Here is a 12,593-nt window from a genome sequence, read left to right on the forward strand (position 1 = left end):
TCAGCGCACCGCCATCGTCTCGGTCGGGGTCACTTGCAGCTGGCGCGCCGCCGAGTCCAGCAGCTGCGGGATGTTGAACAGCGGACGATGCGATTCCAGCTGCACCTCGTAGGGGGTACGCATCACAGCTTCCAGTGCGGGCCAGTTGTTCTCGACCTGGAACTTGTACTTGGGCAGCAACTCGGTGGTGATGTAGTCCCAGCGCGCATCGAACTCCGACCAATTCCAGTCCGGCAGCGGCAAAGTCAACAACCCCGGGCGCCCGTCGGCCATGGTGACCGGGATGCGCACGGGGTGGAATTCCCGCGGCGGCGCGACACCGGCGACCGACGGCGATCCCGCCGCGCCGCTGACGTAGGTGATCGCTTCGCCGACCACGCCCTTGTAGTTGCGCGTCTCGTCCCACTGATCCCGGATGGCCCAATACTGTTCGCGGCGCAGCAGTGCCGCGTTGCCCGCGGCGATCCGGTCCTGATCGCCGGAGGCCACGTCCCGCCAGGCGGCCAGCACCTCGCCGTCGAACAGTCCGGCCGCGTGGAACTCCGCCAGCGCCGGCAGACCCTCGGTGACGTACGCATCGTGCATCGGCATCAGATCCGAGAATATGTTCTTCTGCATCACCAGGATCATCCCGATGAGGTAGTGCAGGTCCGCCGGGGTGATCTGCGGACCGGCCGCGGCGAGGGCGCGCAGGCCGCTCGGAAGTTGCGCCACCGCTTGCGGTCCCGCGGTCTGCTCGACCGCGGCCAGGATGCCGCGCGCGGATTCGGACAGGCCGGGCAGGCTGTAGATATTGCCCATCAGCTCGAAATCGACCAGCCCGCCGCCGAAGTCGGCGCCGACCTGGCCGCCCATGCCCGCCCATTGCAGTTCGCGATGGCTCAACTGCAGGTCTTCGTAATAGCGGTAGGACTTGATCAGGTTGGCGCGGTTGGCTTCCACGCCCGCGCGCGGGTCCCAGGACCGCAGGTCGATACCGGCCTTGCCGGTCGCGTCGACGAGCCAATATTGATAGAGCAGCGCGGCGTACCGAGTCGGCGCGATACCTTGTGCCCGCGCCTCGTCGAGCAGACCGCGCAATTCGGCCGCGTCGTAGGGCAATTCCGGGTTGACTCCGCCGGGTCCGCTCGCCGCGTCCCGATTCACCAGCGGTAGATCCAGGTAGCGGGCCAGGTCACCGGCCGCCCCCGCCGGGGCCGCGGCGGCGAGTCCGAGACCCACCGCGGCCGTGAGGGCCAGCGCGGTGGCGCGCAGCGCCATACCGATTCGCATCAGCTGTTCAGCCTTCCTCTCTGCTTGCTCGAGTCGAACAATTCGTTGAGCGAAGAGATGTCTTTTCAGTAGCTGCGTGTTCGTTGCGCGGTGACAAAACGCACGTTTCACCACCGGATACCGCTAGCACAGTAGGTGACGTGCAGGTAAACACACAGATCAGCCCCGCCGCAAGAACGAATGTGACCGATCGGCAGCAACCGAATTAAAGCTGTAACACGAAAGTTGCCTGCTAGTAGCTAATAAATCATTGAATTAATACAGTGAAATGCGACTCGAATCGTGACAGACATTCATGACAAACCTCACAGCAGCACCCGGCCCCGCATCGCGGCAACCGGGGACTACCCGAATCGCACCGTCTCAGACAGAATGAGGCGGACAACTACGTCCACGGACCGCGCGGCTCGCGGCCCGGATAGTGGGGTGAATCCATGGCCGAGAAGCATGTGGTGCGCAACGGCGAGGTCGACATCGCCGTGTACGAGCAGGGCAATCCGGACGGCCCGACGGTGCTGCTGTTGCACGGCTGGCCGGACTCGCATCGGCTGTGGGACAGCGTGGTGCCGGAACTGACCGAACGGTTCCGCGTGTTGTGCGTGGACAACCGCGGGCACGGCGCGTCGACCAACCCGCCCGGTAGTAAAGCTATCTCGACGACGGCCCTGGCGGCGGACTACGTCGCGGTGATCGAGGCGCTCGGCAACGGCGCACCCGTGCACGTGCTCGCCCACGACTGGGGCAGCGTCGCGACCTGGGAAATCGTCTGCGGCCCGGATTCGCAACGGTTGATCGCCTCGTTCACCTCGGTCTCGGGACCGCATATCGCGCACGTCGCCCAGTGGGCCCGGCGGCGCCTGGCCCGGCCGACCCCGCGCAATATCGCGCTGCCGCTGGTGCAGCTCGGCTCCTTCGCCTACTCGACCTTCCTCGCGCTGCCGGTGCTCCCGCAGGCCGCGATCAAGCTCGGGATGAGCGAAGATCGCTGGCGCGCCGCGCTTTCCACCGCCGAAGGCGCGCCGCCTGAGCAGATCCATCTGGGGCCGACCTTCACCACGGACATGGCGAACGGGCTGCGCATCTACCGCTCCACCTGGGCCGCGAACCCGTTCCGGACGCGCGAGCAGCGCACCGCGGTGCCCACCCAGATCATCGTCGGCACCCGCGATCCCGCGGTGCGGCAATCGAGCTTCGCCGACGAGGATCGCTGGGCCGAGCAGGTCTGGCTGCGTGTGGTGAAAGGCGGGCACTGGCTGCCGTTCTCACATCCGCGGCTGCTCGCCGCGGCCACCGTCGAGTTGATCGACACGGTCACCGGTGCGCCACCGGCACGCGCCCTGCGCCGGTCCCGAATCGGGGTGCCGCGCAAGCCTTTCGAGGATCAGCTCGTGGTGATCACCGGCGGCGGCAGCGGTATCGGCCGGGCGACCGCGCTCGCATTCGCCAGGGCGGGTGCGGAAATCGTGGTCTCCGATGTCAACGACATCGCGGCGGAGGCGACCGTGGCGCTGATCGCCCAGGCGGGCGGGCAGGGGCACGCCTATGAACTGGATGTCTCCGACGAATCGGCGGTGCGCAAGCACGCCGACGCGGTGCTGCGCGAACACGGCGTGCCCGACATCCTGATCAACAACGCGGGCATCGGGCAGGCCGGGCGCTTCCTCGACACCCCCTCAGCCGATTTCGACCGCGTGCTCGCGGTGAATCTGCACGGCGTCGTCAACGGCTGCCGGGCTTTCGCCGGCGCGATGGCCGAGCGCGGGGCGGGCGGGCACATCGTCAATCTGTCCAGCATGGCGGCCTACACGCCGCAGCAGGCCTTCAGCGCCTATTCCACCAGCAAGGCAGCGGTTTTCATGTTCTCCGACTGTCTGCGTGCCGAATTGGCGGGCAGCGGAATCGGGGTCAGCACCATCTGCCCCGGCATCGTGCACACCGATATCGTCCGCAACACCAAGATGTCCGGTGTCTCGGCCGCGGAAGAGCAGCGCAGGCAGCAACGCTACGACCGGCTGTATCGGTTGCGCGGATACAAGCCCGCCAAGGTGGCCGATCAGATCGTGCGGGCGGTACGACAGCAGCGCGACGTGGTCCCGGTGACCCCGGAAGCCCGCCTGCAGTACGTCTTCGGTCGCATCGCACCCGCGCTGGCCCGATTCGCCGCTGCCCGAACGAGTTTGGTGCGCTGAACTGAAAACACCGATGGTGCCCGGCCGCGAGCGGCCGGGCACCATCTGGCACTTGCTGTTTCGTGAGGCTTACCGCTCGACGATGGCGACCACGCCCTGGCCACCCGCGGCACAGATGGAGATCAGCGCGCGGCCGGAGCCCTTCTCCGCCAGCATCTTCGCGGTCGAGGCCACGATGCGGCCGCCGGTCGCGGCGAACGGGTGACCGGCCGCCAGCGACGAACCGTTGACATTGAGCTTGCTGCGGTCGATCGAGCCGAGCGCGCCGTCGAGGCCGAGCCGCTCCTTGCAGTAGGCGTCGGATTCCCACGCCGCCAGCGTCGCCAACACCACGGAGGCGAACGCCTCGTGGATCTCGTAGTAGTCGAAGTCCTGCAGGGTCAGGCCGTTGCGGGCGAGCAGGCGCGGTACCGCGTAGGTGGGTGCCATCAGCAGGCCGTCGGGGCCGTGGATGTAGTCGACCGCCGCGACCTCGCTGTCCACCAGGTGCGCGAGCACCGGCAGCTTGCGCTCGGCGGCCCACTCCTCGCTGGAGAGCAGCACGGCGGAGGCGCCGTCGGTGAGCGGGGTGGAGTTGCCCGCGGTCATGGTGGCGTCGCCCGCCTTGACGCCGAAGACCGGCTTGAGGGTGGCGAGCTTTTCGATGGTCGAGCCGGGACGCAGGTTGTCGTCGCGGGTCAGGCCCAGGAACGGGGTGACCAGGTCGTCGAAGAAACCGCGGTCGTAGGCGGCCGCCATGTTCTTGTGCGAGAGGTAGGCCAGTTCGTCCTGCGCCTCGCGCGCGATGCCGAATTCCTTGGCGGTGATGGCGGCGTGCTCGCCCATGGACAGCCCGGTGCGCGGCTCGGCGTTGCGCGGGATCTCGATGCCGAGCATGCTCGGGCGCAGTTGGCCGACCAGCTTGAGCCGGTCCTTGTTGGACTTGGCGCGGTTGGCGTCGAGCATCCACTCGCGCATGCCCTCGCTGACCCCGATCGGCGCGTCCGAGGTGGTGTCGGTGCCACCGCCGACGCCCGCCTCGATCCGGCCCGCGGCGATCGCGTCGCCGACGGTGACCACGGCCTGCAGGCCGGTGCCGCAGGCGAGCTGCAGGTCGTGGGCGGGGGTGTACGGGCTGAGCGTGCTGCCGAGCACGCTCTCGCGGATCATGCCGTGCTCGCCGACCCGCTTGAGCACGGCGCCGCCGGCGACCATGCCGAGCCGCTCGCCCTGCAGGCCGAAGCGGCTGACCAGGCCGTCCAGCGCGGCGGTGAACATGTCCTGGTTGGACGCGTGCGCGTAGGCCTTGTCGGAGCGAGCGAACGGAATCCGGTTGCCGCCCACGATCGCGACCGGGCGGGCGGTCTTACCGGTCTTGGCGGTGCTCTTCGCCGAACGGGATTTGGTTGTCACTCGAGTCTCCAGGTCTCGTTGGGGATGTCCGGCGCTCCGGAGTCCGCGTGGAAGTTCTCCACAGATCGGCGCCCCGTCGCGATTGGTTTACATTAAACTTACTCTGGAGTAAGTTTGTTGTCGACACCGTACCCCCGCAAATGTGCGTGAGCAGACCGAATGCCGGGGAAACGGCAGACCCGAGAACAGAATCGCGGCGTGAGCGACAGTCCCCGGCGGCGGTAGCTTGGCAGGGACCGTGCACGCCGCCGACCACACAGAAAAGGCAGGGACCGTGGCAGCCAGTAAGAGCAAGGGTGCGCCCAACCTCTACGGATCGTTCGTACACTCCTCCCCGGGTCAGTTCCTGGCGAGCAAGCTCGGGCTGCCGCAGCCGGAGAATCTGCGTCGCTACAAGCAGGGCGAGCCCGCGCTTCCGGGCCCGGTGCTGCTCGGTGGCAAGGGCCGGGTCGCCGAACCGCTGCGCACCCTGCTGACGGACTACACCTTCGCCGATACGGCGAGCGCGGGCACCAAGTACGGCGCGCTGGTGTTCGACGCGACCGGCATCGGGTCGATCGAGGACCTCTCGCAGCTGTTCGAGTTCTTCCAGCCCGCGATGCGCAGCATCGCCGCCTCCGGCCGCATCGTGGTCATCGGCACCACCCCGGAGCTGGCCGCATCGGTGGACGAGCAGATCGCCCAGCGCGCGCTCGAGGGCTTCACCCGCTCGGTGGCCAAGGAACTGCTGCGCGGCGCCACCGCACAGCTGGTCTACCTGCACCCGGCGGCGTCGACCGGCGCGACCGGCCTGGAGTCGACCCTGCGCTTCCTGCTCTCGGCCAAGTCGGCCTTCGTCGACGGCCAGGTGATCCGGGTCGGCAAGGACGACGCCACCGCCCCCGCCAGCTGGGACCGCCCGCTCGACGGCAAGGTCGCCGTGGTCACCGGTGCCGCGCGCGGCATCGGCGCGACCATCGCCGAGGTGTTCGCCCGCGACGGCGCGACCGTGATCGTCGCTGATATCCCGGCCGCCGGTGAGGCGCTCTCGCAGACCGCGAACAAGGTCGGCGGCACCGCGCTCGCGCTCGACGTCACCTCGCCCGACGCCGCGGAGAAGCTGGCCGAGTTCGCCACCGAGCGTTTCGGCGGCATCGACATCGTGGTGCACAACGCCGGCATCACCCGGGACAAGCTGCTCGCCAACATGGACGAGGGCCGCTGGAACTCCGTGCTCAACGTGAATCTGGCTGCGCCGCACCGGATCACCGAGGGCCTGGTGGCACGCGGCGCGCTCAAGGACGGCGGCCGCGTGATCGACGTGTCCTCCATCGCGGGCATCGCCGGCAACCGCGGCCAGACCAACTACGGCGCGTCCAAGGCCGGTGTCATCGGCATGGTCAACGCCGAGGCCCCGAAGCTGGCCGAGAAGGGCATCACCATCAACGCGGTGGCGCCCGGCTTCATCGAGACCGCGATGACCGCCGCCATCCCGCTGACCACCCGCGAGGCGGGCCGCCTGATGAGCTCGCTGCTGCAGGGCGGTCAGACGGTCGACGTCGCCGAGACCATCGCCTACTTCGCCAGCCCGGCGTCGAACGCGGTGACCGGCAACATCGTTCGGGTCTGCGGGCAGAGCCTGATCGGAGCATGATGACCCAGATGATCACGCTGACGGAACCGCCCAAGAACGGCCCGCTCTACCTCAAGGCCGCGCTGGGTGCGGTGCCGCTGCCGCTGGTCTCGGCGCGCAAGCCGGCACTGCCGGATCGGGCGATCCAGCTGGACGGACTGCAGGTGGACCCGGAGCACCTGGCCGCCTACTGCCGGGCGACCGGCCTGCGGTTCGGCGACGCGCTGCCGCTGACCTACCCCTTCATCCTCACCTTCCCGATCGTGATGCAGCTGGTGGTGCAGCGCGACTTCCCGTTCGTCGCGGTGGGCGCGGTGCACGCGGAGAACGTGATCGAGCGGACGCGCGATATCTCGGTGAGCGAGCCGCTGGACATCCGGTCGCACATCGAGAATCTGCGCGAACACCCGAAGGGCCTGCTGGTGGACGCGATCAGCGAGATCAGCGTCGGGCGGGAACTGGTGTGGCGTCAGGTCACCACGTTCCTGCATCAGCAGCGCACCTCGCTTTCGGGTGGGCCGAAGCCCGAACCCAAGCCGGAGGAGGCGGCCCCGCCGACGTCACGCGTGTGGAAGATCGATCAGAAGACGATCACCCAGTACGCCGCCGCCTCGGGCGACCACAACCCGATCCATGTGTCGAAGCTCGGCGCCAAGGCGCTCGGCTTCGCGCGGCCGATCGCGCACGGCATGTGGTCGGCCGCGCACATCCTCGGCGAGATCGAGGGCCGGGTGCCCGCGAAGGCCACCTACACGGTGAAGTTCGGCAAGCCGATCCTGTTGCCCGCCAAGGTCAATGTGTACACCGACCAGGTCGAAGGCGGCTGGGATCTGGCGCTGCGCAACCCGAAGAAGGGCTACCCGCACCTCACCGCGACGCTGCGCTGACGTACGAAAACCCCTGCGCCGCACCTCTTTCGAGGGGTGCGGCGCAGTTCGTTTCCGGCCGTTCGGTTCCCGCGCACAACACGTGCAGCGGTGCACCGCAGAACTGTTCAGCAGCTGCAATCACAACCGCAGCAATCACAACCGCAACAGTCGGATTCACAGCAGCCGCCGCAACCGCCATCGCTACAGCCGCTGCAGTCGCAGTTCTTGATCCAGGCGTCCTTGCGCTCGCCGGTGCACGGCTGGGTGTGGTCGGCACAGCACGCGTAACCGGTGCAGTAGGCCCCGAGGATCAGCGTCAGCGATTCGCCGATACCCGGCCGCCGAGTCGGCGGACGATGACCGGTGCGCTGCGCCCGCGGCCCGGCGGCCACGTCCCCGGGCGTGACGGCGCAGCTGTGCGCGACCGCCGCGCCGATACCGCGGGTGAGCTTGCGCAGCACCGAGGTCAGCGGATCGAGCAGCATCCAGCGCACGGTGGGCACCCGGTCCAGTTCGGCGTCGGCGACCGATTCCCGCAGTCGCGCATCCGATTCCCGCAGCAGGTCGTAGGCCTGCGGCATGGTGGTGCCGGTCGCCGCGAGCGGATTGAATCGCCCGCGCGCCAGATCCTGCTCGTAGTCCTGGACCGCGTCGGCCAGGTGCGCGATCCGGCCGAATTGCCAGCCTGCCGCGCGCAGCGCGTCGACATTCTCCGGCCGCTCGGCCAAAACCGCTGTGTGGGCGAAGAATTCGGACGCACACAGCTGGGTGGGGATGGTCAGCGAGGTGAGCGCGTCGGTGCGATCGATCACCGCCAGTTCCTGCGCCGCCCGCTCCAGCCGTGACTGCGCGCCCAGCGCGGCGACGAGCGGTGCCACGTCCAAGCCGATCTGCTGCGCACTCACCCGCGCCTGCCCGGCCCAGCGGGTCGCGGCCTGGGCGAGTGGCGCGCGGGCCAGCACACCGGCGTCGCCGTCTGCCACATGATCGTGAATCTTGGCCGAGGCCAGCAACAGTGACGCGGTGGTGGCCAGTCGCACCCCCGGTGAACTCGCCGACGCGACCGACGCCCGCTGCATGCCGCGCAGCGCACACCGCCCGGCCGCGGTGCGCTGCACCGCACCACCGGCCTGCGCCTCGGTGAGCATGCTCAGCACGATGGCATCGACATTGGTTGTGGCACGGGCCAATTGGCCGTGCTCATCCCGTAGCCCCAGACACAGTCCGCACAGCTGGCTGCGCCACTGCGCCGCATCGATGCCGTACTTCGCCGCCCCGTGCGCGCACGGCCTGAGCAACCCGAACAATTCCGCCCCGTTTCCTCCCGGCTCGTTCGTCGGAGCCGGTCTGTGCTTATCGAACCCCCGCACTCTGGCAGGCCGCCCGCGACGCGGCAACCGCTACACGCCGGTTACTCGTCGCGCACCCGCCGCGGTGCCGCTATTCCGTCTTCTTGCGCCCCGCCAGACCACGCCAGGCGAGATCGTCGAGCAGGTCGACGGCCTCGCTGACCTCGATCCGGCCGCTGGCCACCCGGTCGGCGATGGCCTCGCCCGCGCCGATCACCGCGACCGCGACGACGTCGAAGTTGGTGCCCGGCTCCGGGTGTTTGGCGCTGGATTCGAGCAGCTTGGCGGTCAGCTCGATGAACCGCTCGCGGGCGTTCTCGATCTCAGAGGCGAACGCCTGCTGGCCGATGGCCTGCCGGTAGAGCACCTGCCAGGAGCGACGGTTGCGGTCGACGTAGCCGAGGAAGCCCTCCAGCGCGACCCGCACCTGTTCGTGCGGGGACAGCTGCGGGTTACCCGCCGGCACCACCGATTCGATGAAGCGCAGGCCCTCGCGCTGGATACAGGCGCGGAAGAGTTCGTCCTTGGAGCCGTAGTAGAGATACAGCATCGGTTTCGATATCTTCGCCTCGGCGGCAATGGCGTCCATCGACGTATCGTGGAAGCCTTTCCGCGAGAACACCTCGACGGCGGCGTCGAGCATCTGCTGCTCACGAACCGCCCGAGGAAGTCGCTTCGTTCCGCCCGCCATCCGCTCTCCTACCAATGGTGAATCTCATATATTACTCCAAGGTAAGTTCCGCGGGTCGGATTTGCTCCCCAGTCGCGGAACCAATGCCGCCGCGCGCGTTCAGCAGCGCGGCAGCACCCCTTTGAACGCCGCCATCCGCAACACCGAAGCGTTCACCTGCGCCGCGGGCAGCCGTCCCGCCGTCACGGCCGCTTCGAGGTGGTCGAGCACCGTCGAGACCGCGTCCGTACTGATCCACAGGGCGTTGTCCGCCCCGGCGACCAGCGCGGCTTCCACCGCGTCTTCGATGGACAGCCGGTCGGTGATCGCGGCCATGCCGCTGAGGTCGTCGGTGAAGATCGGGCCCTGGAACGGCGCGGCACCGTAGCCGGTCCCCTCCCGCAGCAGCGCCATCGCCTCCGGGCTGATGCTGGCCGGCACGTTCGGCGTGGTCAGGCCCGGCACGTCCAGGTGACCGACCATCACCCCGGCACCGGAACCGATGAGATCGCGGTACGGGACGAGATCGACGGTGCGCAGGCTGTCCAGCGGCGGTGTGCGGACCGCGCCGCGATGCGAATCGCCCGACCCGGAGCCGTGGCCGGGGAAGTGCTTCATGACCGTGCCGACGCCGACCTCACGCATGGCACGGATGTAGGCCTCGGCGTAGCGGGTGACCACCGCGGGGTCGTCGGAGAAGGAGCGGTCGCCGATGACGGAATCGTCGGGCTGCGCGCTCACATCCACATCCGGTGCGAAATTCACCGTGATGCCGATGTCTTTCAACGCACGGCCCCGGGTCAGCGTCGCTTCGTAGAACTGCTCGGGTGTGCTGCTCTGCGCTGTCGTCCGGGCCGACGGCGCGGGGCCGATCAGATACCGGACGCGGGAGACCCGCCCGCCCTCTTCATCGATGGTGACCATCAGCGGCACCTTCGCCGCCTGTTTGACCTGCTCGATCTGCCCAGCACCGAGCAGCGACGGGTCGGTCCAGCCGCCGATGAAGATGCCGCCGACCTGCTCGGTCTGCACCACGTTCGCGGCGTCGGCGCGGTCGGCGACACCGACCGTCAACAGCTGCGCCAGCTTCTGCCGCAGCGTGAACTGCGCGAGGTAGCCCGCCGTGCAATCCGGTTTCGGGGTGGCGCTCGGTTGCGTGGCCGTTTCGGGGATGACCGCGCGCGACGGCGTGGGACTGCCGTCGCCGCCGCTCGAGCAGGCCGTCGCGACGGCGGCCAGCACGACGAACACGAGCAGGGGCGTCTTCCGCATGACGGTCAACGGTACTGTTCGAGCGCCGTTGCGCCACGGTGGGGTGGGCCGCCGGACCCTTTCCGAGTGGAAGGTCCGATCCCGCGCGCCAGCAGGTGAACAAGCGTTTCCCACGGTAACCTTGACCTGTAGCCGGGAGACTCCCACCAGGAGGTCCATCGTGCCGTGCGATCTGATGCTCATTGCCTACGACGGTTCCGAAAACGCCAAGCGCGCCATCGAATACGCGGGGCGATTCCTCAGCGCGGACAGAGCCATCGTGCTGACCGCGTGGGAACCGATGGTGCGCCAAGCCGCCCGCCTCTCCGGGCTGTCGGGGGTGATGCAGCCCGAATGGGTGCCCGACGAGGAGGTCGAGGACGTCGCCTACGTCGACGCGCGCACCATCAACACCGAGGGCGTGCGCCTGGCCAAACTCGCCGGGCTCAATGCCGAGGCGCGCACCGCCGAATGCACCACGACCATCTGGAACGCCATCGTCGAATGCGCCGACGACCTCGATGTGGACATCATCGTCGCGGGCACCAGGGGCGCCACCGGCATCCGCGCGCTGATGCACAGCAGCGTGGCCGACGCCGTGCTCAAGCATTGTCACCGTCCGGTCCTCATGGTTCCGCCCGGCAAGGAGCCCGCGGCCAAATCCCGCTGACCCGCTCGCGGGCACGGAAGTCGCTGCGCGCATACGGGTCTGGAGCGCGGGCGCGGTGTGACCGTGAGTGCCGTCACGCGGGCCGCGGCGGCGGCCGGAGCGGGGTTAGGGTCGAAAGACTATGGACGGATTCCTGCTTGCTCAGCCCGGCGGGGTGGTCCGGGCTTCCGGTAGCCGGATCGCTTTCCGCGAGCCCGAACGCGCGGTCGCCGCGTTGCGTGCGGGCAGTGCCGATCTGATCGTCGGCGCGTTGCCGTTCGATCCGCGCGAACCGGCCGCGCTGACCGTGCCGGAACAGGCCGAGCACACGGCGGGACCGTGGCGGCCCGCGGCCTTGCCGGAGCTGCCCGCGGTGCAGTTCCTCACCGAAATCCCCAGTGCCGCTGAACATATCGCGCGAGTGACGAAGCTGGTCGAGCAGCTCGGCGATCCGGCGCAGCCGTTGCGCAAGGTGGTCGCGGCCCGCTCCGTCCTCGCCGAGGCGGCGTCGGCGCTGGACCCCGAGGTGGTCGCCGCGCATCTGCTCGCGCGCCATCCGCACGCGAACGTGTTCGCGGTGGATCTGAGCGCGGCCGGACGCACGGGCGCGACACTGGTCGGCGCGACCCCCGAGGTGCTGATCGAGCGCCGCGGCCGGACCGTCACCTTGCATCCGCTGGCGGGCACCGTGCCCCGCCTGGCCGATCCGGACGCCGACGCCGCTCGGGCGCGCGAGCTGCTGGCCAGCGGCAAGAACCGGGACGAGCACGCGTTCGTCATCGACTGGATCCGGGACCAGCTGGGGCCGGTCTGCGCCGAGTTGTCCATTCCCGACGGGCCGGAACTGGTGAGCACCCACGAGGTCTGGCACCTCGCCACGCCCATCACCGGCACGCTGCGCGATCCCGCGACCACCGCGCTCGAGCTGGCCCTGCTGCTGCATCCGACGCCCGCCCTCTGCGGCACCCCGACCGACCTGGCGCTGGCGACCATCGCCGACCTCGAAGAGGACCGTGGTTTCTACGGCGGCGCGGTCGGTTGGTGCGACGCGCACGGCGACGGTTCCTGGGTGGTGGCGATCCGCTGCGCGGAGCTGTCCGCGGACGGCCGCACGGTGCACGCCTACGCGGGCGGCGGCATCGTCGCCGCCTCGGATCCCAAGGCCGAACTCGACGAGACCACCGCCAAACTCCGCACGCTGCTCGGCAGCCTGCACTGCGCGATCCCCGCCCACTGACCATGGACCGGAGCCGTACCCGGCGATATCCATCGACTATCACCGGGGAATCGGCGGGCTGAACGCACCGAATCGGCGAGCGGGCTGCTAGGTTGACCGGGAA

Annotated in this window: 10 protein-coding genes; 5 read left to right on the plus strand and 5 right to left on the minus strand. The window is 68.9% G+C overall.

Annotation, left to right across the window (positions count from 1 at the left end):
* Entirely contained in the window at positions 1-1,272 is a 1,272-nt protein-coding gene (locus TY25_RS21020; protein ID WP_042258612.1) for a hypothetical protein, read from the minus strand.
* 434 nt (positions 1,273-1,706) lie between these two features.
* Here TY25_RS21020 and TY25_RS21025 point away from each other — a divergent pair, with 434 nt between their 5' ends.
* Positions 1,707-3,461 carry an SDR family oxidoreductase gene (locus tag TY25_RS21025; protein ID WP_042258613.1) on the plus strand — a complete coding sequence of 585 codons (1,755 nt, stop codon included), beginning with the start codon at positions 1,707-1,709 and terminating at the stop codon, positions 3,459-3,461.
* Positions 3,462-3,530: 69 nt separating this feature from the next.
* Here the strand turns inward: TY25_RS21025 and TY25_RS21030 are convergent, their stop codons facing one another.
* Positions 3,531-4,853, minus strand: coding sequence for an acetyl-CoA C-acetyltransferase (locus TY25_RS21030; RefSeq protein WP_014988924.1), 1,323 nt, complete (start codon positions 4,851-4,853; stop codon positions 3,531-3,533).
* A gap of 274 nt (positions 4,854-5,127) precedes the next feature.
* Here TY25_RS21030 and TY25_RS21035 point away from each other — a divergent pair, with 274 nt between their 5' ends.
* Together TY25_RS21035 and TY25_RS21040 are read left to right on the plus strand one after the other, a co-directional pair.
* A complete protein-coding gene (locus tag TY25_RS21035; protein ID WP_042258806.1) occupies positions 5,128-6,486 on the plus strand; it encodes a 3-oxoacyl-ACP reductase in 1,359 nt (452 codons plus the stop codon).
* Positions 6,486-7,352: a MaoC family dehydratase gene (locus tag TY25_RS21040; RefSeq protein ID WP_042258615.1), complete on the plus strand. Its 867-nt coding sequence runs from the start codon at positions 6,486-6,488 to the stop codon at positions 7,350-7,352. The genes TY25_RS21035 and TY25_RS21040 overlap by 1 nt, the downstream gene beginning before the upstream one ends.
* A 107-nt stretch (positions 7,353-7,459) precedes the next feature.
* Here TY25_RS21040 and TY25_RS21045 read toward each other — a convergent pair whose 3' ends face one another.
* The 3 genes from TY25_RS21045 to TY25_RS21055 form a co-directional block, all read right to left on the minus strand.
* Positions 7,460-8,641, minus strand: a complete 1,182-nt coding sequence (locus TY25_RS21045) for a DUF5685 family protein (protein WP_042258617.1) — start codon at positions 8,639-8,641, stop codon at positions 7,460-7,462.
* A gap of 133 nt (positions 8,642-8,774) precedes the next feature.
* A complete protein-coding gene (locus TY25_RS21050) occupies positions 8,775-9,374 on the minus strand; it encodes a TetR/AcrR family transcriptional regulator (protein WP_014988928.1) in 600 nt (199 codons plus the stop codon).
* Between the two features lie 99 nt (positions 9,375-9,473).
* Positions 9,474-10,625, minus strand: a complete 1,152-nt coding sequence (locus tag TY25_RS21055) for a glycoside hydrolase family 3 N-terminal domain-containing protein (RefSeq protein ID WP_052383099.1) — start codon at positions 10,623-10,625, stop codon at positions 9,474-9,476.
* 160 nt (positions 10,626-10,785) lie between these two features.
* Here TY25_RS21055 and TY25_RS21060 point away from each other — a divergent pair, with 160 nt between their 5' ends.
* On the plus strand, positions 10,786-11,274 hold the full coding sequence (locus TY25_RS21060) for a universal stress protein (protein WP_014988930.1): 489 nt from the start codon (positions 10,786-10,788) through the stop codon (positions 11,272-11,274).
* A 121-nt stretch (positions 11,275-11,395) separates the two neighbouring features.
* On the plus strand, positions 11,396-12,490 hold the full coding sequence (locus TY25_RS21065) for an isochorismate synthase (protein WP_042258618.1): 1,095 nt from the start codon (positions 11,396-11,398) through the stop codon (positions 12,488-12,490).
* Positions 12,491-12,593: the final 103 nt, after the last annotated feature.

Origin of the sequence: Nocardia brasiliensis NBRC 14402 (assembly GCF_000308475.2) — a bacterium.
Lineage (GTDB): Bacteria > Actinomycetota > Actinomycetes > Mycobacteriales > Mycobacteriaceae > Nocardia > Nocardia brasiliensis.

Coding starts and splice junctions, on each gene's coding strand:
- TY25_RS21020 (WP_042258612.1), bottom strand. CDS start 1,272: ATGCGAATCGGTATGGCGCTGCGCGCCACCGCGCTGGCCCTCACGGCC.
- TY25_RS21025 (WP_042258613.1), top strand. CDS start 1,707: ATGGCCGAGAAGCATGTGGTGCGCAACGGCGAGGTCGACATCGCCGTG.
- TY25_RS21040 (WP_042258615.1), top strand. CDS start 6,486: ATGACCCAGATGATCACGCTGACGGAACCGCCCAAGAACGGCCCGCTC.
- TY25_RS21050 (WP_014988928.1), bottom strand. CDS start 9,374: ATGGCGGGCGGAACGAAGCGACTTCCTCGGGCGGTTCGTGAGCAGCAG.
- TY25_RS21055 (WP_052383099.1), bottom strand. CDS start 10,625: ATGCGGAAGACGCCCCTGCTCGTGTTCGTCGTGCTGGCCGCCGTCGCG.
- TY25_RS21065 (WP_042258618.1), top strand. CDS start 11,396: ATGGACGGATTCCTGCTTGCTCAGCCCGGCGGGGTGGTCCGGGCTTCC.